This is a genomic window from bacterium (assembly GCA_008933615.1).
Lineage (GTDB): Bacteria > CLD3 > CLD3 > SB21 > SB21 > SB21.
In genome coordinates this window covers 1-23,239 of sequence record WBUR01000005.1, presented here as the reverse complement: position 1 = coordinate 23,239, position 23,239 = coordinate 1, and the positions used below count along the sequence as shown (strand labels likewise).

Here is a 23,239-nt window from a genome sequence, read left to right as displayed (position 1 = left end):
GGCTCAGGCTGACTATATTCTGCACGGATTCTTTCCCTAGTATCCTCGCGCGATGAAAAAAAATAAAAATAAAGCTCCAAAGAAAAAATCGAAAGCAAGAAAAGCCCAATTATTTTGGTGGGAAGCTTCGTTGTATGATGTTGGCAACAGGGACGCCGTGCAGGAAACACTTTTTCGGTTAGGCTCCACAGGGCTGGTGGAAGAAACATCGCACCTGACAGCATACTTTGAAGCTGCCAAGTACCCGCATTCAGGTAAGCTGGCTGAGGTTCTGCATCAGGCAACGCAATGCCGCATCAAGATTAATAAAATTCCCGCGCAGGACTGGGAATCGGAATGGAAAAAAAATTTCAAGCCGCGAAAAATATCCAAACGATTCGTCGTCAGGCCTTCCTGGGAAAAATATAAGAAGAAAAAAAACGAACTCGTTCTCGTAATAGACCCTAAGATGTCCTTTGGCACAGGAACCCATGAAACGACGCAATTAGTATTGCAGTTGATGGAGCATCATATCAAGAAAGGGTATGTGCTGGATATTGGAACGGGTACCGGCATTCTGGCGATTGCATCGGCCAAACTTGGTTGCAAAAAAATATTCGCATTCGATGTAGATGAGCATTCGTACGATAATGCCGTTGAAAATATTACGCGTAATCGGTGCGGGCGGCGAATTGAAGTATTGCAGGGACAAGTTCGGCAACTGTCACCGGCCTGGCCAAAAAAATACGATATGGTATTGGCCAATATTCAGAAAAGCGTTATCCTGGAAATATTGGATACGATCCGCAGCTTACTGTCGAACGACGGGATATTGCTGGTTTCAGGTATATTAACAGTTGAGGATGAGAGCATGCGCCAAGCATTTGCAAATCATGGACTCAATTTAATCGAATCAAAACAGGACGGCGAGTGGGTTGCATACGTTCTGCAGCACGATTCGATGCATTACGTCTAAGGAATCGCATGAAACAACTCCAACGAATAGCATCTATCGACATTGGGACGAATACCGTGCTGCTTCTGATCGCAGACGTGAACCCCGAAGGAAAAATTACGACCGTTCATGAGGAACAGAGGATCATTCGACTCGGAAAAAATGTGGACACCAATCGCAATATCGGTATCGAGGGGTTAATGAAATGCGTAGGTGTGTTGCAGGCTTATCGCGCGATCGCAGAAAAGTACGCGTGCGTTGAATTAACGGCTTGCGGCACCAGTGCGTTGCGGGACGCCCACAACCGAGATTGGTTTTTAGAGGAAATCAAAAAGCAATCCGGCGTGCAAATAGAAATATTGAGCGGCGACGATGAGGCGTTGTGGACGTATCATGGAGGATGTCTGGTTTTGCCCAAAACGCTGATCGATGATCAGAATACGCTGGTCATTGATATCGGCGGAGGTAGTACGGAATTCATCGTAGGGAACAAAACGGGAATCGAGCACAAGATCAGCCTTGATATCGGCGCGGTTCGTCTGACAGAAATGTTTATCAAAAACGACCCCGTAAAGCCACAAGAGGAACTCTCCCTGCAACAATTCGTTGCATCTTTACTTACGGAAAAATTGGAACATTACAGGTTGAACAAAAATATTCGATGTATTGGCGTTGCGGGGACAATCACTACGCTGGCGGCGATGGAACAAAAGATGGAGCAATATCAACCGGATAAGATTAATGGTTATGTGCTGTCAAAAGACATTCTTAATAAGATTATTATTGATTTAAGGCCGATGACGATACAGGACAGAAAAAACATAAAAGGGCTGCAACACGAACGCGCCGACGTGATCTTCGCCGGAGCAGTTATTTTAAAGGAGGCGTTGGCGTACTTTCAACTGCAGGAAGTTCTGGTGAGTAATTATGGACTTCGTTACGGATTAATCTTACGTAAAATAAAAAATCCCCTTGTTTGAATTTACAAGGGGATTTTTATTGATAAATAAACTCTATCGATTGCTAAGCCACCACTTCCTGAATTCCATTTGTTCCTTGGTCGGTTCCGTCATGGATACGATGCGGTGTTTGACGCTCACTTCTTTTTGCCCGGCCTGCGCGGTCAATTCAAACTCCGTCCCATCTCTCATAACAATCCATGTGAAAGTATCGCGCGGCTGAATAGACTTAATCAGGCGCTGTGTTTGCGGATCAAACAGCGATAACGTTTCTTCTTTGTATTTTATTTTCATTAATACATCCCCGTTTTGAACTCCCAACTGCATATTGACGCTGTCGGCGGGGTTGACGTCTCTTATGACCAGCGCATTATTTATGAAATCAACTTTAAAGTCCCCACGGGAGGACGTAAACCGGCCTGTTTTATAGTCGGCCATATATTCAAATCCGGCCAGGGCCAACGTATTTTTGAGCGGTAAAGTTTCTACGCCTTTGATGTATAGGTTAATAAAATCTGAAATTTCCGGATAAGTCATTTGTGTGAATTCATCAAAAAAATCTTTTTCCGAAAACGCTTTTTTTGGCCCGTATTTCTTGGATAATTTTTGAATCACCTCGCGCAGCCCGCTTTTTCCATGAGATAGTTCCAGTAACCGCATATCCAGCATCATGGCGGTCACGGCGCCCTTCATATAGATATTGGTATACTGACTTGTCAGTTTGTCATATGAACCTAAACTCAAATCGACCAAGCTGATATCTTGTCGAAAAGCATCATTGATATTTAATTTCTGGGCAATTCTTTGCGTAAATTCATCTTGCGATATGAGGCCTCCCCTGATCTGCATCATCTGCGCCGCCCACTCTGTTGTGCCTTCATACAGCCACAGATGCTGCGACGGAACCGGTTTTTCAAAATTGAACCGTTCAACGATTTCGCTGTGAATGTTTAGCGGCGTAATAATATGAAAGAACTCGTGCGATGCAAAGCTCAGGATCTGTTCGGCAGATTCGCGGAAAGGAGTTTCCGGCATTGCATAAAAAGATGAGTAACTGTGTTCCCATGCCCCGTAGGCTGGCGGCAGGTCTTTTCTAAAATGGAAGAGAAACGTATAATGCTTGACCGGCAGTTTACCGATGAATTTTTCAGCAGCAGTAAGCATGTTCATCATGCCGGCTTTCAGAGAGTCCGCTGTGATCATTCCGTTTTGGGAATAACAATAAATATGAATACTGGTTCCGCCAACATTAGAAGCAGCGTGCGACAGGTTTCCAAACATGAAAGGGGAATCAACGAGTTCATCATACGTTTGAGCTGAATATATTTCTTTGTTCTCTTCGAGTGCAGTTCCAACTTTCCAGCCCTTGGGGTAATTAAATTTTATCTGGATCGGATTAGACTGATGACCTTTGATAAATCCGAATACCATTTGACTGTTGACCATTGCGTTGTCGTTTTCAAGATTGGAACCGGACATGGGGTATACCGGGTGTTCCGTGATTTGCGAATCGTAGGTATCTTCGACCTGGTAACTGATTCGGCCAAGCGTTTGTGCGTTTTTGATGACGTATTGATTGGTGCTGATTCGGTAGACCGGTAAAGCAATTCCGGACGAATTGAACGCTTTGAAATTTCCCGTAAATCGTCCGACGTCCATCACCTGATAGGTTCCTGGAGCCGTAGATGCAAATTGAAAAATGGCGCTGTCGGAGGAAAACCCCTTGATATCCAGATTAACAAAAAACGAATCCGTTTCGAGTTTAGTTAGATCCACATGATATATCAGCTTCAGTTTATTTTCGGATGCAGCGGCCTGGTTTTCTAAACTAAACCCAAAAAGGCAAAGCCCCGACAGAACGCAAAACACAAAACGCATAAAGACCCCTCCAATTAGAATGAACTTTAATATGACTGTAAACCGCTTACGGAGGTCAAATTATAAAGTTGCGGGTCATTTTTGGGGTATAGAAGTCCTAGGATGAAGTTACGGGCGGCCAAGCCACCATGAGCAAAAACGCTTTTGTTCCGCGGTAAAGGAAGGGCGGGATTTGATGACATGATACTCTAAAATATCCCGTTGTCCGACAAACGCTTTCAAACGGAGTTTAGAGCCACCTCTCATGACGACCCATTCGAACGGTTCGCCAATGAGCGCAAAATTCATCGCTCTTATCATAGCGGTGTCTCGCATGCGAAGGTCTACACCGGCATAATTCAGTTTTTGAATAACGTCGCCTTGGTGAATGCCGAGCCTTTGATTTACGCTGTCCTTCGTGTCAACATGCGAGACGATGATGCTGTCGTTTTTGAGATCGAATGAGAATTTTCCGAGAGTGCTTTCATAGAGGCCCGTTCGCGCTTCTGCCTGATAATTATAACCTGCCTTCAATAAATATTCGTTTACCGGCAGGGACTCAGTTCCTTTAATGTAGCGGTTTATAAAATCTTCAATCTCAGGATAGGTAAGCTTAACGAGTATGTCAAAAAAACCATTCTCAGGAAAAGGCCGCGCGGGGCCGAATTGTTGAGATAATTTATTGATAACATCACGCAAACCGGTTTTACCTTCTGACAATTCCAGCAATCGCATGTCGAGCAACATTGCCGTCAGAGCGCCTCGTTCATAGATATTTCCGTACAATTTTTCATAACGGTCATACGAACCCAAACTCATATCGACCAGGCTGACGGAATTATCATAATAATCATTACGCCTCAGTTTTTCAGTGATCTGATCCATCAGTTCCGTGTCGCTCATCGTGCCGAAGCGAACCTGCATCAGGTCGCTGGCCCATTCCGTCACGCCTTCGTAAAACCATAAGTGCTGTGACGGAACGGTCTTTTCAAAATTGAACGGCACGATAAGTTCGCTGTGGATATTCAGCGGAATCACGATATGAAAAAACTCGTGTGCAGCCATGCTGGTGATCGTTTGGGAAATATAGGATTCGTTCCACTCCGGGATAACGTAAAAAGAAGAATAGTTATGTTCCCAGGCTCCGTAAACCGGGCCGGTATATTCACGAAAGTGGAATAGAAAAACATATCGATCAACGGGTAAACCGCCGAGAAACTGATCGGCTGCACTAAGTACGTTATTTAAACGCGCCGCTACAAATTCTGCATTGAACTTCTGGCTTTCAGAGAAGGTATAAATGTCAATTTTTGTTTTTCTCATTTTGATCGTTGACCGGCTGATGTTGCCGAACATAACTGGTGAGTCCACGAGCTCATCAAAAGACACCGCGAAGTATTCGCCGTTCTTTTTTTGCAGTGCGGTGCCGACGCTCCAATTTTCCGGATAGACGTACCTTACGGAAATCGGATCGGATTGATGGCCTTGAAAAAAACCAAACACCATTTGCCCGTTGATGACCGCATTGGTGCGCTCGATATTGGTGCCGCTCATCGGAGCGACGGGATTGTCCGGCAGCGGTGAATCGAATGTATCGTCGACGCGGTACGTAACGCGTGAAAGTTGACGCGCCGGATATATCAAAAATTGATTAACGCCGGCGCGAACGATCATCAAAGGGTTCCCGGACGTATCCATTGCTTTGAAGCTCCCTACAAAACGCCCGGCATCGAGTATCGAATACGTACCGGGCGCGGTGACGGCAAATTGAAATACCGCCGTGTCCTTATCAAAATTTCTTACATCGAGTTTTACAAAAAAAGAATCTTCGTCAAATTTTGTAATGTCCACCGTGTAACTAAGTGAGAGTTTCGGCGTATTGGGAAACAGAGGAACGGCGTTTAGTATTAACAACAAAACAAGTATGACGTAAACAGATTTTCTCATGAGGGTGCACCGATCTTCCAATTGGTATTTCTCCATATTAAAGAATGATTGAGCGTTTGTCAACGAATAAACTTGAAACAGGCTGGAGGGCTCCTTGAAAAAACCGGCACACGCTTTTGGATATTACCCAAAATGTGGATTGACTTTTTAACATGCCTTAACTATAATAATACGCCTGCGATTGATGTATCATCTTTTGTGCACAATCCAACAATCATATCCGAATCACTTAATCTGTGATCACATGTTCTCGAACTTCTCCGGTAAAAAATACATTTCAATTATTCTCGAAGCCGGAATCATTAATTAAATTTTTGATCATGTTCATTTAATACGCTCAAAGTGCAATTTATCAAACGGCCAGAAAATTAAATAACGAAAACATCAACTAAAAGAAAATGAACGCATGAGTACCAACAAAGAAGCATGGGGTTCGCGTGTAGGACTAATTCTTGCCATGGCGGGTAACGCCGTAGGACTTGGGAATTTTCTACGATTTCCCGTTCAGGCAGTTAATAACGGAGGCGGTGCGTTTATCATACCTTACCTCGTATCGTTTCTGCTGATGGGCATTCCGTTGCTATGGATCGAATGGTCGATGGGGCGATTCGGCGGAAAGTCGAATAATCATTCCACGCCGTATATTCTCGACAGCATGGCCAAGGGAAGGCTGTTTAAATATTTCGGCGTCTTCGGTATTTGGACGAATCTTGCCGTCGCAGCCTATTATTGTTACATCGAATCATGGACTATGTCTTATGTGTACCATTCATTGGCGCGCACGTTCGACGGGTTATCACAAACACAAGTTGCACAATTCTTTGTCGAATATCTTGATGTGAGCAGCACGCATAGCGGTATTCCGTATGAAGCAGTTATTTTTTATGTTCTATGCCTGTTGCTCAACACATGGATTCTCTCTCGCGGCCTCAGCGGCGGCGTGGAAAAAACTGCTAAAATAGGAATGCCGCTGTTGATTATATTCGGATTTTTTCTTGCGATAAGAGGCGTCACGCTTGGCACGTCCGGAGCATCACCTGAGCATCCGGATGCGAGCGCCTGGGCCGGCATCAATTATTTATGGGATCCGCAGTTTGATTCTCTCGGCAATCCCAAAGTTTGGCTTGCAGCGGCCGGGCAGATTTTCTTTACTTTGTCGGTGGGTATGGGAACCATTCATTGTTATGCGGCATATATGAAATCGAAAGACGATGTTGCATTGAATGCCATGAGCGCGGGGTGGATGAATGAATTTGTAGAAGTATGTTTGGGAAGCTTGATCGTAATACCTATCGCGGCCGGTTATCTCGGACTGGACTGGGTAAAAGAAAATGCGAGCTTTGGTATGGCGTTTCAGACGATGCCGTTTCTTTTTGAAAATTGGGGACCTTTTCTTGCGACCTTGTCCGGCGTGTTCTGGTTCGGGCTTTTATTTTTTGCCGGTATTACATCCTCGCTTGCCATGGGCACGCCGTGGATGGGATTTATGCGCGACGAATTTCAATGGGGCCGTGAAAAAGCCGCATGGTCATTTGGCCTGATCGTCCTGATCCTCGGCTTGCCGACCGTGTTCTTTTATAATTACGGAGTCTTTGACGAATACGATTATTGGGCGGGGACGGTTTCGCTCGTCGTCTTTGCGCTTGCCGAATCTATTCTCTTTGCATGGGTTTTTGGTATGGACAAAGGCTGGAAAGAAATTACGGACGGCGCAGACATGAAAGTGCCCGATTTCTACAAATTTGTTATTAAATGGATCACACCTCTGTTTTTGTTGATGGTCTTTGTCGGTTCTATCTTTTCTCCGCACGGCGGCGATTGGACGGCGGCGTTTTCAAGCTTTTTGAGCGGAAATGGCTGGCCGTTGGACGACGGATCTATTATTCGACAGCTTTTCAACAGCGGCTTGCGTGAACAGATTGCGGCAGCGACAGATATGGATGCGAAAGAGGCATTGGAGACGCGCCTGATGTATATTAGTTTTGCGCGAGTATTATTAACAGCGGTGTTTGCAGGTTTATGCGTTGCAGTCTATCTCGCATACCGGCGACGCCACGCTAACGGGAGAACAACATGAAAACTTCAGCTTTGATCATGATGATAGTGACCATGAGTACGGTGATTTCGTTTACGGGATATTTTTTTTACAGGGTATTAAATACGCCGCCAAAAAAAGATTCTGATTCGTAATTATACGGAAGATTGATCCAAATATGGATTGGTACCTGGAAAAAATTTAAGTTACAGCGTTATTTGATTGAGGAATAAGATTGAGTTTCGGATATATCATCAAAGAAGGTTTCAGCGGGCTGCGAAAGGCCACGCTGTCGAGTTTTGTTGCGATCACGATCATTTGCATTGCGCTAAGCCTTCTCAGTTTTTTTCTGATCATCACGTCAAATATTTCGCGCGTCATCGAAGATATCCGAAGCAGGGTTGAACTCGAAGCGTTTCTTGACAAATCGCTGGACGTCGAAGCATCAAAAAAAATTCAACAGGCCATTATTCAGATCGACGGCGTCGACTCTACGCATTTCATTTCCAAAGCCGAGGCGGCCGGCATCCTGAAAAAAATCATGGGCGAGGATGATATATTCGATCTGGTCGAGAGCAATCCTCTGCCCGCTTCGTTTAAGATCCGTTTGCGTCCGGAATTTCGCAATATGAAAAGCGCCGCATTCGTCGCGCAGCAGTTGGAAAATATCGACGGCGTCGAAGAGGTGAGTTATCAGAAAGAACTGCTGCAGGTTCTGGATGAAAAAATTGAAACCTACCATTATATCAGTTTGGGGCTGGGATGTATTGCCGCACTGGCGGCTATTCTTCTGGTATCCAACACCATCAAACTGAGTATTTATTCCAATCGCGATCTTATTAAAACGATGAAACTGGTCGGCGCGACGAACGCCTTCATTGCAGGGCCGTTTCTGATGGAAGGTATTATTCAAGGTGTTATGGGCAGCGCATTGGCTGTGGGTATATCTTATGGTCTCATTCGCGCCGTGCAACGGTATGTTTTATCCAGCGTCACCGTGCAATACGAAATTTTTTTGGTCGTGCTTGGCTTTGGAATTCTGCTCGGTTTCATCGGAAGTTTTATTGCCATTCGGTTCTTTTTGAAAGAGCGTATCAGCGATATGTAGCTGCCAATTTAAATTACGAAAGTATCAGAAAACTCTATTGTATCCGAATAATCTCTTAATGATTTAAGGAAATGATTATGAAAAGATTGATGGCGTTGTTGCTTGTGATCTCAGGTATGCTGCCTTTGCGTGCAGACGAGGGCATGTATCCTATTAGCGAGATAAGGAAACTTAATTTACGTCCAAAAGGATTGCAGCTAGAGACTTCGCAGATATTCAGTATGGACAGTATCGGCATCGCCCATGCGATCGTTATGGTTGGCGGATGTACCGGTTCATTTGTTTCACCCGAGGGTTTGATCCTGACGAATCACCACTGCGCATTCGGCGCCGTTCAGAACGCAAGTAACGTGGATAACGATTATATTCAAAACGGTTTTTATGCTAAATCACGGGCGGAAGAAATTCCGGCCAAAGGCTATACCGCACGTATTATGGAATCCTATCGTGATGTGTCAGCAGAAGTTCTGGGAACGGTCAATGACAGCATGGAATGGTCTGTGCGCAGCCGGACGATTACTTCCAAAATGCGAGCTATAGCCGCTCAGACGGAGAAACAATATCCCGGTAAAAGCGCCGAAGTTGCCGAGATGGTGATCGGTCAAAGCTATGTGTTGTTTATCTACGCCATGCTTCGCGATATTCGTATGGTTTATGTACCGCCGCGATCCGTAGGGGAATTTGGCGGCGAGGCGGATAATTGGGTTTGGCCCCGTCATACAGGCGATTTTTCGTTTTTACGCGCTTACGTTGCGCCGGACGGCAGTCCCTCCGGCTATTCTCCTGAAAATATCCCATATACGCCGAAAAAACATTTGAAAGTACATTACGAAGGCGCTGATGAAAACGATTTTGTGTTTATCCTCGGTTATCCCGGCCGCACATTCCGCCATCGTACATCGGATTATTTGCAGTATGAAGAAGATATACGATTGCCCTACGTTGCGCAATGGTATGATTGGCAGATCGGCGTGATGGAATCGATGGGTAAAGAGGATCGTGCGGTTGAAATTCTGCTTGCATCCCGCATCAAAAGTCTGGCGAATACGATGAAAAATTATAAAGGTAAACTGAAGGGCATGAATCGACTCGGATTGGTTAAACAAAAACGAAATGAAGATCGCGCGCTTCAATCCTTTATTGATACGGATGCCGTGCGTCAAAAAAAGTACGGCGGAGCCATCAAAGAGATTCGCACGGTTTATGAAGATATGAAAAAGAAAGCATCGTATGAAGCAACGCTTGATTTCCTGGGATCTTCCCGTCTGTTTAATCTGTATTATCTGTTGAATAACGCCATCGGTCAATTGCAAAAGCCGGACAGCTTACGTTCTTCCGCTTTTCAAGCCGTTAATTGGGACCGTACCAGACAATCACTGCTGGACCATTACAAAAATCATCACGAACCGACGGACCAACTTATTCTCACCGAGATGTTATACCGCGCATCGGCGCTTCCGGCGGATGAGCGAATCGAACCGTTGGATGAATTATTAAAGGGAAAGACTTCGCATGATAGGATCTCCGAATGGGTGCGCAAGGCTTATGTCAAATCCAATATCCGTACTGCCGCTGAACTGGAATTGTTTTTGAAAAAAACTCCGGGGGAAATGGAGAAACTCAAAGATCCAATGATCGATTTAGTTCGCCGATTAACGCCTTTGATTTTGGCGCTGCGCGAAACGAAAGATCGGCGGGACGGGGTTTTAAATAAATATTATGGATTGTATGCAGAAGCCAAACAGATGTATCAAAAAGCCGATTTTATTCCCGACGCTAATCGTACATTGCGATTCACATACGGATTTATCCGCGGATACGCGCCGGCGGATGCAACGTATCATCTGCCATTTACTACAGTTTCAGGAATAAAGGACAAGACAACCGGAACCGAGCCGTTTGACACGCCAACCCGGTTGCTGGATTTATTTAATGAAAAAAAATTCGGTTTGTTTAAACACAAACGATTGAACAATCTTCCGGTTGCGATGCTATACAACACGGACACGACCGGAGGTAATTCCGGAAGCCCTGTGTTGAATGCGCGCGGAGAACTGATCGGGCTGAATTTTGACAGGACGTTCGAAGCGACGGTCAACGATTATGCATGGAGCGAGGCCTACAGCCGTTCTATAGGAGTGGATGTTCGCTATGTTCTGTGGGTCACGTCGCAATTCGGCGGCGCAGGACATTTGTTACAGGAAATGAACGTGCCTCTTCAATAGCCCGTACAAAACCATAAACCGCTGTGTGTCTCCGCGCTCTTTGCGGAAAAAGAGTATGCTATGTTGTCACAAGTTCTAAGCGCAACTACATTCGGTATTGACGCTTACATCGTTGAAGTCGAAACGCATCTGGAAGGCGCCGCGCCTTATTTTATTACCGTCGGCCTTCCCGACGGCGCGGTGAAAGAAAGTAAAGAACGCGTCAACGCCGCAATCAAAAATTCCGGATTCATTTTTCCGCTTAAACGTATTACGATCAATTTAGCGCCGGCAGATATTCGTAAAGAAGGATCTGCGTTCGATCTGCCCATTGCAATCGGTATCCTTGCCGCCAATGAACAAGTTAAAAGCGACATGCTCAAAGGTTTTGTGATTCTCGGCGAACTTAGTCTGGACGGGAGTTTACGTCCGATAACGGGCGCTTTGTCGATCTCGGTGAAAGCACAATCTGAAAAATTGCGAGGCCTTATCCTGCCCGCGGAAAACGCCGGCGAAGCTGCCATGACCAGCGGGTTGGATGTATATGGCGTGAAATCGTTGCAGGAAGCTGTTGCTCTGCTAAACGGTGAGCTTCATATTGCGCCGACCAAAGTAGACGTAAATGCCCTGTTTGAATCCAACCACCGTCACGTGATAGATTTTCTCGATGTAAAGGGGCAGGAACATGCCAAGCGCGCGCTGGAGATCGCGGCGGCCGGCGGGCACAATATTATCATGATCGGCCCTCCCGGCAGCGGCAAGACCATGTTGGCCAAACGATTGCCGACCATATTACCCAACCTGACTTTGGAAGAATCTCTCGAAACGACAAAGATTCACTCTGTAGCGGGGCTTTTAGAAAAAAACGAAGCTTTGATCACGACGCGCCCTTACCGCTCACCGCATCATACGATTTCCGATGCCGGGCTGATCGGCGGCGGGCATATTCCAAAACCGGGCGAGGTCAGTCTCGCGCATCACGGCGTTTTGTTTCTGGACGAATTACCCGAATTCAAAAAGAATGTTCTCGAAGTAATGCGCCAGCCGCTCGAGGATGGGAAAGTGACGATCAGCCGCGCGGAAGTTTCGCTGACTTATCCGGCGAATTTCATGTTGGCCTGTGCGATGAATCCGTGAGGTTGCGTTGACTTTCTGTTGGCAATTTATAAGGAGAGGGAGAGTAGCAGAACTGTATTTTGATGTCCTCTTGTCCTACTTCAATCTTTTCTGTCACTGTTTCAATAATATGTCTTTTGTCTTCAGTAGAAAGGTCAGGCCATCTGGTGTGAAGGTCTTGAGCTTCGTTCAAAACTTCATCTCCCGAAAGATACTGAATTTTGAGGAAATCGATTTCCCCTTGGAGAGTAGGGATTTGCTCCTCCAGTTGATTGAATCTCTCTTCCATGGGCTTGTAATGCCTTCCAAAGCCATCTTTAGGTATCTCTCCGTCTAAGTGAAGTCGAACCAATTTTTCCATTTCTTCTTTGACTTTTCTGGATTCCTTGACCAAAGACTCTATTAGTTCTTCTTTTTCTTTGATAGTTTCATCGGCCTTACTGAGGTAATCCATGATGTCCTCTTTTGAGAACAAAAATGATTTTAGTTGTTCTTGGAATATCGTCTCCATATCAGAACTGCCAATCTTATTCCTGCATTTGACACAGGTGTATTTTGACGAATCTGAGGGTATATACATTCTTCCTCCACAAGAGCAATGGAGGATACCGGTAAAGAGATGGACCGGTTTTGGTCCCGGGGCTTTATGGTTTTTCCTTTGATCGTCTAGAATTTTATTACATTCATTCCATAATTCTTCCGTCACAATGGGTTCTATATCCAAAAAGACCCATTCTTTTTTTGGTTTCATCACCCATTTCTTATTGTCCCCAAGGGATTTAGTATAATTGGCACGGCGCTTTCCTTTTGCTGATGGATCGCGGAGGAGTCTATCTACGGTTGTATCTGAAAACTTACCGCCATTTCGAGTTCGATAGCCTTTCTCGTTGAGCAACCGGGCAACCAATTTTTTTCTCTTATTCTTAAGAAATAGTTCGTAGATGAGTTTTCTTACAGGTGCTTCTTCCGGATGGGGAATGAGTTTTCGATCTACCCACTGGTAGCCAAATGGAGCTGCACCACCAAGTGGTTTACCAAGTTTTGCTCGTATGGGAACGGAAGCGGCAACGCGCTCTGCAATTTCTTCCCTTTCCCATTGCGCCATAGCGGCTATCATGGTATAGAAGAGTCGACCCGCAGGAGTTGATGTATCTATGCTTTCTTGAAGGCTTATGAGATCAGCTTCATTTTCTCGAAATATGTCCGCAAAGTCGAGAAGTTCTTTTGTGTTTCGAGCGAGACGAGCGAGTTTAGAGAAGATGATTCCTGTGATCTTTCCCGAACGAATATCTGAAAGCATTCTCTTTGTTTCAGGATAAGCCATCACGCTCTTACCACTTAAGGCGTCCAGTCGATAAACCTCTTTTACTTCCCAACCTTTGGACTCCGCATAAGCTCGCGCACGCTTTTCATGATGTTCTGGGCTGTCTCCTTTGACCTGATCTTCGGTAGAAACGCGAAGCCAGATGCCTATTTGTTTACTTGAAGTCAACTTAAAAAAATAAGACCTACCTCATTTATTATTCAAAATATAAATCAATTAGCTTCTAAACGTAAAAGAATTACTGAATTTAATTTTGCCTATTCAGACCCTCAACACTATAACCTTAATTCCCATTTTCAAATATGCTGATGATATACTCTTTGAAATAATTAAACTTTTACTACTTTCTTCAAATATTTGTCCACAGGTTCAAACAAATCAGAAGTGATTATGCTTCTAAGCTCGTGATATGAACACCATTTTAAAGTTTCAACTTCTTCACTATTTCTGACCCTTTGACATTTCGCAGTCTGCTTGCACAACCAATAATAAATCTCAACATTTGTATTAGGATGTAATCGACTTCCTAATTTTTTTACTATTTTACATCTAATGCCTGTTTCTTCACGAACTTCTCTGACTGCTGCATTTTTTGGTGATTCATTGGCTTCGATTTTTCCTGCAGGAAACTGCCAAGTAAGGATTCCTTCCGGCTTCCGACGTTTTATCAGAAGGATTTTTTTCCTCCTAATTACAATACCGGCTGCTATTCCTTGAATATTATTTTTTGGCATGATTAAGAAGTTGCTTAACTGGTTGATATAAATTTGAAGTAATGAGCCTTTTCGCCTCTTGAGCCGTTACCCACTTGGCTTTCTTTAATTCATGTGGTTGTCTAATTCGAATCTTCCCATCAGTATAATCACAAAAATAGTAATGTGCAAACACATTAGTATCGGGGTGCAACCTGCGTCCCATTTCATATTTTGCTTTTATTTTAATGTTGGTTTCATCGTAACATTCCCGTTCAATGGCTGATCTTGGTGTTTCATGCGGTTTGATTATGCCAGTTGGGAATGACCATTCTAAGGACCCCTGTGTTTGTTTTCTCTGGGTTATCAAAAAACAATTATTTCTTTGAACAATGCCAACCGAAACCTTAAGAGGTTTCTGATTGGTTTTTAATTTCTTTTTCAATCCAAGTTCCTGAATCCAATCTATTACTAAGTCTTCTATCTGCAGTCTATCAGAGTAGCTTTTGTGAATACGACTTATTAAATCAAAGGGCTTTTTTTTCAATATTTGGTTATTGATTATTATCAAACAAGGTTTATCATCCGCATGAATAAAACCTAATTCATAACAAACGTTAGGGTTATAGAGCTGACCTTTTTCGGGCTCATCGAATAGAGCTATGCCATATTTGCAGCAATAACTAACGGCAATTGAGTTGTAAGTGTCATCAGTAATACTCCACTCTTTCATATCGGCTCTGACGCCATTGAGGCCTTTCTTTTTAAGGGCTCTCAATATTACGTCGCTAATTTTCTTGTTTTCATCGCGAAATTTCATCATAAGAAAAACATTGCGAGCGTATTCTGTTTCCATCAATTTTTGTTTGATGCCATCTCTGTAGCTAATTAATGGTTTGTAATTAATGTTTCCTAAAATTTGTTTGATTTGGCTTTTGGTATTCATCCGACCTTTCTGCATATAAGACTCCAAACTTATGAAAACGATTGGAAAATATATTGCTATATTCAATAATTATGAGAATACGATTCTAAAGACATCTGTTTGACTTCCAGACATCATCAAACTGGTCTGGGAGCTCGTCATTATTTAAGTCTTTTAATCTCTTTAACTCGTTACAAATTGTGTATTTTGCTCTTTCAACTGCCTTGTCTTTAGAAGTGTCATCGTTATTTGGATCGGACAGTGATTTAATTAAGTCTTCTGTTGCCTTTTCTACGTTGCCTCTGATTACGTCCAATATTTTGCTATTAATAACTAAGTTAAATTGATAGTGTGATTGTATTGATTCCGTCTTAATTTTTATGAAATTATTCCGGACTTCGTTTGGACCAAGTGTCTCGTTTCTATTTCGTGCTTCACTCCAAGTTTGAATTACAGAGGACAATGCCGATACTCCCGAGAAGATAGTGTTAAGGATAATGTCTAGACTCATAATTTACCTCTTATGTAATGGTTGAATCTGTCACAGTTAAAAAACGGGTTCAATAAATGTTCTTAAGATTTAATTATTGATGTTTCAATAAGGTCATTCATTTGGTTTTAGGTCGTTTTTCTGGAAATTGTATGAAATAGACTTCCAAATTTTTTGGCCTATATTTTTGATCATTTGAATATCGAACTAAAACGGATTCGTGAAGGGATTCGTTGGTTATTCCTTTGTTTTGGTCAGCATAATTATTAATTGGGCGATAAAAAGAAGGGATTGTGAGATAGAAACTCTTGCGAGATTCTTTCGGGGCTTCCAGGGGATCCTTGTTTAGAGAAATTGAGTTTAATAGTAGACCACAATTCGCTGCCTTTTGTGCTAACCAGTCCAGTGCAATATCCGATAAACCAGTTGACTTATACCCTCCGCCGACATTTGAGTGTACGCCAACAAACCAAACCTGTTCAAGTATTTGACCATCAGAATGAGCTTGTTTGTGCCACATCGCCGCCTTGAAGTGTCGTCGTTTTTCGTCAATTGCCAGAGCTTGATACGCATTATCAATTGTCGAACTTAATTCCGTATCGTGAAACCGATTGCGCCGACTGAGTATTCCATTTAACAACAGTGGATTACCTAGAGAACCTACTGTATCCCAAACACCAATAAACTTGATTCGAGTTATATCGGAGACGGCATAGGTCCGACGAAAGAGGATCGCTTCCTTCTCCTTCGGGTGCGTTGATTTCCTTCCCGAACGGTATAATTCATATGCGCGGTTTGTCATTTCAGCAAATTCAGGGCGTAATATACCGCAGTTGCGAATCAATCCGGCAAGGCTCCGCACGGTGTAGGCGCCACGGCTGAAACCAAAAAAGAATAGTTCATCGTCTTTATGGTAGTTCAGAATTAAATAATAGTAAGCTTCAAGAATATTTCGAGACAAACCGGTGCCGGTAGCACCGTCAAATAACTTCTTGAACCAATTACCGCTTGTTCCAACTCCTGGGTCGTAATACATAACCTGTTCTATGCCGGTAGGATCAAGTGGCAAAACAGCTTGGGCTAGTTTTACGACATTAGTTGTGATTGGAACTCCGTCTTTTTCTTCATCGGGCGAATTCCAAGTACCATCACAGCAAATCACAATTCGTTTCATCACTGATCTCCTTGCATCATTACGTCTACATGATGCTTGTTCTTGATGCGTGGTATTTCAACCTACTAAATTATCCTTTTCAACATCCACCACGCTGCTTTTGCTGCTGACCTAATTGGAGGAAAGGTTTCTCCTCGGCTCAATGTAATAACCCGTTCTTCATTGGTTGGTGCAGGGCTATTTGTGTTATCGGTATATCCATCAAAAGCATACACACCTGTATCGGTGCAGGTTTGTCCAGTTTTAAAACGATCTCCAATTTGTGCCATGATAGTTGCTCCTATTTTAAGTTCACTCGGAAACACCGTAAATAATTAACTGTAGCGGATTAATTACAGTAACTTGTTGACCATTGCTTCTATTAGCAGCCTCCAACAGACTTGATGGATTAAGGCTAAATAGCACTAAAACTTCTCTTTTGATCTTTTGTCGTCGTTTTCCAAATAGTTTATTTAAATTCTTGTCAACCAAACTACCCTCAACGGTTACACAGTCCACATCAACCGATTCTCCAGTAAAGTTAACACTTCCCTTCAGGGAGTGCCCGCCGGCTTCCTTTTTGATTAGACTCTTTTCTAACTGTAGCTGAAGAGTAGTGAAATTGCCGATTCTGCTTGATTCAAATTCAATTTCTACTTCGTTTCCTTCTTTTCTTACCATTACTGACAGAGTTTTAATAATTTTTCTTGCTGATTCCTCTTTTACACCTCCCTCATATTCTCCGGGAATGTATATGAATTCTGAGAAATCAAATGTCTCTTGAGGGGTAATGATTTTTGTCACGGGATGAATTTCAAGAGCATGATTTGGGTTTGATGGACTTTCTTTTCCGGCTAAATGCTCTGGCCAAATCCTTGGAACACCTTCCACAGAAACTTTCCTATTTTTCAATTGTTTGGCAAATTGATTCCAATCGGCATTGCTTTGTTCTTCTTTATTGAAATATGGCATATCGCACAAATTCATAGGTTCTAGGACCAAACCTCGCGGATCTCCATTGTAGTCATCACACGTCGCTCCAAAGTGCATTTCACAGTCATCTTCAAGTGCATGAACATTAGAATTTCCCGTTATCTTAACGTTGTCCAATCGAATTGTGATTCCCTTGGTGCATTTTTCAAGAAAATCGTATGGAACAGAAAATATTTTTTGAGCGAATGTTTCTTGATTGAGAGAATTAATAAGAATGAAAAAGAGAAATTGGAGTACATATCTCATAAATTTTATCCTCGTTTTAATAGTGAGTTGAACGGACTACTTATTCTCAGAAGTTTTCAGACTTAGATATGTTCCAGAACTAATTCCCATCAGAATAAGCTCGGTCTCTCCGAACTCAGGCATCCGACCGTCCTGGACCACTCGATAGATGAAAAGTATCCCGAAAATAGCCGTGAACATCAAGTTTTGTAAGCGGTGAATACTAATTCCTTCTGTGTCAGACAAGATGTCTCTGAAAAAACCACCTGAAGCTTCATCTTGATGGCGGTGTCTATCGATATGTGGGTTGGCATAGGTCTTGCTTGGTTCGCTTTCGCCTGTTTTGTTTTCATCTTTGTCTGAGGGCGTTTTGAAAGCTCCCTCGTTAGCATCAACTAATCTCGCAAAAGCAGTTGTGGAAGTGCTAATGCCTAATAAGATGAGAACTGAATAATTCAGAAGATTAAATTCCTCTATATGTGCGTATATAAAGATGTAGGTAATGAAAACGATCAATGTCCACCATAGCAATTGGACACGGCTAAAACTGTATGGCCTTATTTTGGCAGAGCTCATGTCTTTGATGATATTAGTACGTTTCACCAAAAACCAAGAGCTAGTCAGGATTAAAATGCTAAATCCGATAGCTGACCACCAAAGAATTGGATTGACCATTGTAGTTCCTCCTAATTATTTAAGTGTAGAAGTTCCTTACTGCTGGTATCATTTTTCCATATTAAAAAAATAATCAGCTTCTTCTTGCTGCTGCTCTTTCAATTACAGCGGTGATGTTGTCTAAGTTCCATTGTGCTATCGGCGCATTATGCTCACGCAAAATTTGAGGAACGCGACCGCGAGATCCCTTGAGGCGAATTCCACAAACACCCTTATGCATTAGATAAGCGGTGTTAATCTCCCAATCCACCCAATCTCGCCATGCTGTACCATTCCCGATAAGACAAACTAAGATGGAAGCCTTTCGAATTTTTTCTCTAATAACCATTTTTATATATGATGCGGTGTCGCTGTTTATTGCTTCCCTTACACTATTATCATAAAAATCAAAGTTGACGTATTTGTTATGGGCCATGAGACGGAATCCTGTAACTTGAATTCGGTCTTCAGCGTGGAAACTGAGAAATAGTTTACGCGTCCGCGATGGATTAGAAAGTTGACCATGATATGCTCTGAGCAACTGCGATAAAGAATCAAAACCCCGTTCAAGGAGCAGGTTCGCAAGTCGCATATCAGCGCGTGCATTTAACTCTATTCCATAGGTGTTTTCAATAGATTCGACGGTTGTATCTGATCTCTTAAAGCGGAACATTACTACAGACCTAATGATTTCATAATCTCTTCGCGATCCCAATTGATAGGTCTTATACTTGATAATTCTGGAGGTGGCGCTCCCGTCGTCCCAGGATGCCGAACCACGATCCGCTTAACAGCTAAAGACTCTGCTAACTTTGCCTCTCTTTTAATCCAGGGGCTATTGTGGGCATTATCACCAACGAGAAATAAAGCTACAGAGCATTGTCTGATTTGACTTCTGATTTCATTATCGATAGCATTTTCTCCGCTGTTACTCAAGTCTGTTTCAATATAGTGCCATTTGATACTCAACTCACTGATTCCAAGTCCTTTTAGATTTCCCACCATCTCTTTATCGCTATAATTGAAAGATACAAACACACTCATTGACACGGTTTCTCCTTTCAATTCTTGTTTTCCTTCTCTGTCCGTGATATGGACAGCCAGAGGGTGTTTTCTCTTGAGATAAGGCTCTCCACTCTTTCAACGAACAGTTTTTCCTTCTCAGCTGTTCTCCCGTATTCCCCAACACTTGCGTTATACAGATGAATTTCTTTCCTGAGGGTTTCGCATGTTGTTCTATAATTGATCCAGGTTTCATGAAACTTGAAGGTTTTGAGAAGTGTCGTGATAATTGCTACAGCCGTTGAAAGAGAGATGGCCACCAATTTCCAATAATCGAATTCTCCCGACCTACTCATGTTTGATTCTTGGCTTATGATGACTGGAGTCAAGGTCGATAGTATGATGACTGAAAATTGAAAGCGAGTATAGTAGGTCTTGTATTTTTGGGCTTTATGATCATACCAATTTGTTTCTTTATTGTAGCGCTCTTCAATAAATTTTGAGAATTGTTCTTTATCCATATTTTTCCTTTTATCTTGAGTTATTTCTTGATTACCCCTTTTTTTCCTGCATTGCTGTTATTTTTTACATCTATTTTCGTTTCAAATCCTGTCAAGAGTTGAGGCCACAATTTAATGGTGCCATCAAAACTACATGAAACGATGAAATCGTTGCGATTTGACCAGGCGACCCCCGATATATAATCAGAGTGGGCTTGCTTGATTACTTTAACCCGTTCTCCAGAATCAACCTCCCAGATAATCAATGAGGAATCAGTTCCTCCTGATACCATGAAAAGCCCGGAGGGTGAAAAAGCAATGCTCCACACAGAACCGCCTTCTACGCTCATTGTTCGAATTATTTCACCAGATGTCACTTCAACTAAGACGATAGAGTTAGCTGCGGTCCCGGCGGCCAATATTTTGCCATCAGGTGAAAATGCTAGACACCAAATAGTTGATCCTAGAGTCCATTTTGCAACTTCTGAACTATTATCGCGGTGCCACACAGTAACGGTTTGATCTCGCCCTCCTGCTGCAATATACTCTGATGTGGTCGCAACAGCTTGAGGCCATGAGTTTGGTCTCGAAAGTACGACGCTTTGCTGTGTATTCAATTCTGTAATTCGAATTGTCCGATCATAGCTTGATGAAATAACCGAGTTGCCGCTGATTCCGATTGATGTAATTCCTGCGGAATGGATGGTTAGAGGTTTTAACAAGGGACTCGAACTATTAATGCTCCACCTATATATACTCCAATCCCATCCACTTGAGACTAATGTTGTTGTAGAGAGAAATTTCACACAAGACACGCCATTCTCGTGCCCGAGTAAAGTCTGATAGAGTTTTCCATCTAATGTCCATAATCGAATTGTCTTGTCGGCACCGGCTGAGGCAATCTTGAGTCCATCTGGCGAGAATTCGACATGTTGAATATGTCCCTGGTGACCAACAAATAGTTTCAGGGAATTAACAACTGGGGCATAAACAACTTCCAATGGAACGGAAGTCGTATCGTTTCGGGACGAAATTAAATCTAATGACCAATGGTTGGGCGACTGTCTTTCGAAAGAACCTTCATAATTGATAATTACAAGAGAGTCTGTGCGTGTGAATGTTTTTAATTTTAATTTTTCTTGGTTCTTTAAATCAATCTGAACAATATCGTCTAGAATTGGCATTTTAATCTCGAAACCCGGTTGTTCCGTGGTAAGACTTAAAGTGTTTTGGGAAGAAAAAAGGAGTATTTTTGATTCAAATTTTTGTGAAGGAAATGATCCAAAAAGGTATAGGGTCTTCTCTACAGGTTCATCAAATTTATCAATATGTATTGAGGTTGAAATAAAACCAGTCTTTGAATCTGGAAAAATTATTTGAGCGTCAAGTATTCCAAAGTAGATTTCCTCGTTGACCGGTATCTTAATGACAACTTCATCTGCCGTAGTGTACCTAGTAATTCTCGAATATGATTCAAAATCTCTAGTTCTGTTGTCGTACAAGAAATAACCGACGAAAAAAAACACCACAGGTAATATCGTCCACCAGAAACGACGGTAAAAAGGGACATCTATGATTCCATGAGAAATAAATTGTTTAGCTCCTTCCGCTGTTTCGAAATTTCGCACCGTTTCATCACGATTGCCTGGAACGATAAGTGCTTTAACTCGATGCGCCGTAATATAACCAGTTAGTGAAACCATCGATCTTAGTGGAGATAAGGAATCGTTTTGATCTTCCTTGAAAACGGCAAGCGTTTCAAAATATGAGTAATATGCTTTATAAGGTATCTGAGTTTGACTCCAGTAAGCTTCTTTATCGTGATCAGTAATAAATTCGCCGAGCATTTCCTGTGCATACGTTTTTCTCATTTCTAGAATTTTGCTCTCTGAATTGTCTATTCGTGTTAATACTGGCCAAATTGTCACGGGCCTGTTTGACTTTTTACGTTGTCCAGAAACAGAAAGCGCTACTTGTCGACAGCCGTCAATACTCTGGTTGTTTAGTGTTGCGAAAACAACCAAAATGTCTGGCATCTGAACTGTACAAATACCGGAAGTGTCGCTTACACCGGTTCGGCTATCTATCAAGACGTAGTCGTACTCATATTTTAGAGTTTTCCGTACTTTTTCAAGGAATGACCACCCAGACAAGTTTTCATAAAAAGTCTTCCAGTCGAATGAGTTGACACGTGAGCCGTATGCCTCATTCTGGGCTCCTGGACAAAGAAAATCCACCTGCCCGTCATTTTGAAACTCCCATTGAAGAGTTACGGCCTCATTCTGAAAATTGCATAACTCATCTTGTATTTTTCCTCGTTTTCTGATTCCGTCGGCTCCAGCGAAGCTGTCACTGTAATTCCAAATAAGATCAATAAGCCCGCGCTTCGAAGTTAATTTAGGATCCAACAAAAACGGATAGAAATAACGATTAAGTCCAGGTGCTTCTAAATCCCAGTCAATCACAAGTACCTTTTTACCGACCGATGCCATGATCCAAGCAATATTGGCTGTTGTCATTGAGCGGCCAGTTCCACCTTTATAAGAGTAGAAAGTAATTATTTTACCATCTCGGTTTGGCATAACTCACCACCTAAAGCTGGGGTAGACTAGACAATTTCTCTGTTTCAAGGGTTTTGTAAATTCTGTTTTTAACCTTGTATAACGATTCTAGTAATTTTGATTGGAATTGTTGCGCCCCGACAATATTACTTTGAAAATAGATAGTCACATCACCATCATCTTCAGCTACACATCTCAGAGGAAAGGCTTTACGAACCAAGGATTCGAGAATCAGTCTGTCTTTGATAGTCTCTTCGTCTTCAGAGTTCCATACAAGGAATATAAGACATCCGTTATAGTTGGTTTTGTCAAGATGGTTTAGAACATTTTGATTGGTAACGCCTTTTAGCATCCATGGGTCAATGACAACAACTGTGATCTGTTTTTTTTGTTCCGCAGCTTGAATATGATCAATAATACCATCTGGAGGTACTCATGATGGTGTAAAGGGTTCGTTGAGAATCGTAGAAATACTGATTTTGTAAATTTCTTCATTGTGTGGAGGCAAAAATGCTTTCCATTCAGTTGGATCGTTACCGTAATGATCGACCTTAGTGCGC

20 protein-coding genes are annotated in these 23,239 nt (G+C 42.6%); 6 read left to right on the top strand and 14 right to left on the bottom strand.

The features are described 5' to 3' along the window. Nucleotides 1-52: 52 nt before the first annotated feature. Together F9K33_02915 and F9K33_02910 are read left to right on the top strand one after the other, a co-directional pair. Nucleotides 53-955 (top strand): 50S ribosomal protein L11 methyltransferase, encoded by a 903-nt coding sequence (locus F9K33_02915; protein KAB2880928.1) that lies wholly within the window; start codon nucleotides 53-55, stop codon nucleotides 953-955. Nucleotides 956-963: 8 nt separating this feature from the next. Next, nucleotides 964-1,914, top strand: a complete 951-nt coding sequence (locus F9K33_02910) for a Ppx/GppA family phosphatase (protein ID KAB2880927.1) — start codon at nucleotides 964-966, stop codon at nucleotides 1,912-1,914. A 33-nt stretch (nucleotides 1,915-1,947) separates the two neighbouring features. Here the strand turns inward: F9K33_02910 and F9K33_02905 are convergent, their stop codons facing one another. Beyond that, nucleotides 1,948-3,771, bottom strand: a complete 1,824-nt coding sequence (locus tag F9K33_02905) for a peptidase (GenBank protein ID KAB2880926.1) — start codon at nucleotides 3,769-3,771, stop codon at nucleotides 1,948-1,950. A gap of 108 nt (nucleotides 3,772-3,879) precedes the next feature. Further along, the gene (locus tag F9K33_02900; protein KAB2880925.1) at nucleotides 3,880-5,733 is read right to left on the bottom strand and encodes a peptidase; all 1,854 of its coding nucleotides are present in this window, start codon (nucleotides 5,731-5,733) and stop codon (nucleotides 3,880-3,882) included. Between the two features lie 370 nt (nucleotides 5,734-6,103). On the opposite strand from F9K33_02900, the gene F9K33_02895 reads away from it, so the two are divergent. From F9K33_02895 to F9K33_02880, 4 genes are all read left to right on the top strand, one after another. Next, nucleotides 6,104-7,774 carry a sodium:calcium symporter gene (locus F9K33_02895; GenBank protein ID KAB2880924.1) on the top strand — a complete coding sequence of 557 codons (1,671 nt, stop codon included), beginning with the start codon at nucleotides 6,104-6,106 and terminating at the stop codon, nucleotides 7,772-7,774. Between the two features lie 193 nt (nucleotides 7,775-7,967). Continuing rightward, the gene (locus F9K33_02890) at nucleotides 7,968-8,840 is read left to right on the top strand and encodes an ABC transporter permease (protein KAB2880923.1); all 873 of its coding nucleotides are present in this window, start codon (nucleotides 7,968-7,970) and stop codon (nucleotides 8,838-8,840) included. Nucleotides 8,841-8,911: 71 nt separating this feature from the next. Beyond that, a complete protein-coding gene (locus F9K33_02885) occupies nucleotides 8,912-11,065 on the top strand; it encodes a S46 family peptidase (GenBank protein KAB2880922.1) in 2,154 nt (717 codons plus the stop codon). A 60-nt stretch (nucleotides 11,066-11,125) separates the two neighbouring features. Continuing rightward, the gene (locus tag F9K33_02880; GenBank protein ID KAB2880921.1) at nucleotides 11,126-12,181 is read left to right on the top strand and encodes a YifB family Mg chelatase-like AAA ATPase; all 1,056 of its coding nucleotides are present in this window, start codon (nucleotides 11,126-11,128) and stop codon (nucleotides 12,179-12,181) included. On the opposite strand, the gene F9K33_02875 is transcribed toward F9K33_02880, so the two are convergent. From F9K33_02875 to F9K33_02820, 12 genes are all read right to left on the bottom strand, one after another. After that, complete coding sequence (locus F9K33_02875) at nucleotides 12,153-13,652, bottom strand: recombinase family protein (protein KAB2880920.1); 1,500 nt, start codon at nucleotides 13,650-13,652, stop codon at nucleotides 12,153-12,155. The genes F9K33_02880 and F9K33_02875 overlap by 29 nt on opposite strands. Before the next feature lie 161 nt (nucleotides 13,653-13,813). Then, the gene (locus F9K33_02870) at nucleotides 13,814-14,218 is read right to left on the bottom strand and encodes an NUDIX hydrolase (protein ID KAB2880919.1); all 405 of its coding nucleotides are present in this window, start codon (nucleotides 14,216-14,218) and stop codon (nucleotides 13,814-13,816) included. Beyond that, nucleotides 14,205-15,137: an NUDIX hydrolase gene (locus F9K33_02865; protein ID KAB2880918.1), complete on the bottom strand. Its 933-nt coding sequence runs from the start codon at nucleotides 15,135-15,137 to the stop codon at nucleotides 14,205-14,207. The genes F9K33_02870 and F9K33_02865 overlap by 14 nt, the downstream gene beginning before the upstream one ends. Before the next feature lie 70 nt (nucleotides 15,138-15,207). After that, a complete protein-coding gene (locus F9K33_02860; protein ID KAB2880917.1) occupies nucleotides 15,208-15,612 on the bottom strand; it encodes a hypothetical protein in 405 nt (134 codons plus the stop codon). Between the two features lie 97 nt (nucleotides 15,613-15,709). Then, a complete protein-coding gene (locus F9K33_02855) occupies nucleotides 15,710-16,765 on the bottom strand; it encodes a DUF2235 domain-containing protein (protein KAB2880916.1) in 1,056 nt (351 codons plus the stop codon). A 65-nt stretch (nucleotides 16,766-16,830) separates the two neighbouring features. Then, entirely contained in the window at nucleotides 16,831-17,034 is a 204-nt protein-coding gene (locus F9K33_02850) for a YjzC family protein (GenBank protein ID KAB2880915.1), read from the bottom strand. 22 nt (nucleotides 17,035-17,056) lie between these two features. Continuing rightward, on the bottom strand, nucleotides 17,057-17,983 hold the full coding sequence (locus F9K33_02845; protein KAB2880914.1) for a hypothetical protein: 927 nt from the start codon (nucleotides 17,981-17,983) through the stop codon (nucleotides 17,057-17,059). A 36-nt stretch (nucleotides 17,984-18,019) separates the two neighbouring features. Continuing rightward, complete coding sequence (locus tag F9K33_02840; protein KAB2880913.1) at nucleotides 18,020-18,637, bottom strand: hypothetical protein; 618 nt, start codon at nucleotides 18,635-18,637, stop codon at nucleotides 18,020-18,022. Between the two features lie 73 nt (nucleotides 18,638-18,710). Beyond that, nucleotides 18,711-19,289, bottom strand: coding sequence for a TIR domain-containing protein (locus tag F9K33_02835; protein KAB2880912.1), 579 nt, complete (start codon nucleotides 19,287-19,289; stop codon nucleotides 18,711-18,713). Between the two features lie 2 nt (nucleotides 19,290-19,291). Next, complete coding sequence (locus tag F9K33_02830) at nucleotides 19,292-19,681, bottom strand: TIR domain-containing protein (GenBank protein ID KAB2880911.1); 390 nt, start codon at nucleotides 19,679-19,681, stop codon at nucleotides 19,292-19,294. Next, on the bottom strand, nucleotides 19,678-20,139 hold the full coding sequence (locus tag F9K33_02825; GenBank protein KAB2880910.1) for a DUF4231 domain-containing protein: 462 nt from the start codon (nucleotides 20,137-20,139) through the stop codon (nucleotides 19,678-19,680). Before F9K33_02825 ends, F9K33_02830 begins: the two co-directional genes overlap by 4 nt. 20 nt (nucleotides 20,140-20,159) lie before the next feature. After that, the gene (locus F9K33_02820) at nucleotides 20,160-22,700 is read right to left on the bottom strand and encodes an AAA family ATPase (GenBank protein KAB2880909.1); all 2,541 of its coding nucleotides are present in this window, start codon (nucleotides 22,698-22,700) and stop codon (nucleotides 20,160-20,162) included. Nucleotides 22,701-23,239 lie beyond the last annotated feature (539 nt).

Coding starts and splice junctions, on each gene's coding strand:
- F9K33_02820 (KAB2880909.1), bottom strand. CDS start 22,700: ATGCCAAACCGAGATGGTAAAATAATTACTTTCTACTCTTATAAAGGT.
- F9K33_02895 (KAB2880924.1), top strand. CDS start 6,104: ATGAGTACCAACAAAGAAGCATGGGGTTCGCGTGTAGGACTAATTCTT.
- F9K33_02915 (KAB2880928.1), top strand. CDS start 53: ATGAAAAAAAATAAAAATAAAGCTCCAAAGAAAAAATCGAAAGCAAGA.
- F9K33_02910 (KAB2880927.1), top strand. CDS start 964: ATGAAACAACTCCAACGAATAGCATCTATCGACATTGGGACGAATACC.
- F9K33_02835 (KAB2880912.1), bottom strand. CDS start 19,289: ATGTTCCGCTTTAAGAGATCAGATACAACCGTCGAATCTATTGAAAAC.
- F9K33_02840 (KAB2880913.1), bottom strand. CDS start 18,637: ATGGTCAATCCAATTCTTTGGTGGTCAGCTATCGGATTTAGCATTTTA.
- F9K33_02850 (KAB2880915.1), bottom strand. CDS start 17,034: ATGGCACAAATTGGAGATCGTTTTAAAACTGGACAAACCTGCACCGAT.
- F9K33_02860 (KAB2880917.1), bottom strand. CDS start 15,612: ATGAGTCTAGACATTATCCTTAACACTATCTTCTCGGGAGTATCGGCA.
- F9K33_02870 (KAB2880919.1), bottom strand. CDS start 14,218: ATGCCAAAAAATAATATTCAAGGAATAGCAGCCGGTATTGTAATTAGG.
- F9K33_02880 (KAB2880921.1), top strand. CDS start 11,126: ATGTTGTCACAAGTTCTAAGCGCAACTACATTCGGTATTGACGCTTAC.
- F9K33_02905 (KAB2880926.1), bottom strand. CDS start 3,771: ATGCGTTTTGTGTTTTGCGTTCTGTCGGGGCTTTGCCTTTTTGGGTTT.
- F9K33_02855 (KAB2880916.1), bottom strand. CDS start 16,765: ATGAAACGAATTGTGATTTGCTGTGATGGTACTTGGAATTCGCCCGAT.
- F9K33_02825 (KAB2880910.1), bottom strand. CDS start 20,139: ATGGATAAAGAACAATTCTCAAAATTTATTGAAGAGCGCTACAATAAA.
- F9K33_02900 (KAB2880925.1), bottom strand. CDS start 5,733: ATGGAGAAATACCAATTGGAAGATCGGTGCACCCTCATGAGAAAATCT.
- F9K33_02885 (KAB2880922.1), top strand. CDS start 8,912: ATGATTATGAAAAGATTGATGGCGTTGTTGCTTGTGATCTCAGGTATG.
- F9K33_02865 (KAB2880918.1), bottom strand. CDS start 15,137: ATGCAGAAAGGTCGGATGAATACCAAAAGCCAAATCAAACAAATTTTA.
- F9K33_02845 (KAB2880914.1), bottom strand. CDS start 17,983: ATGAGATATGTACTCCAATTTCTCTTTTTCATTCTTATTAATTCTCTC.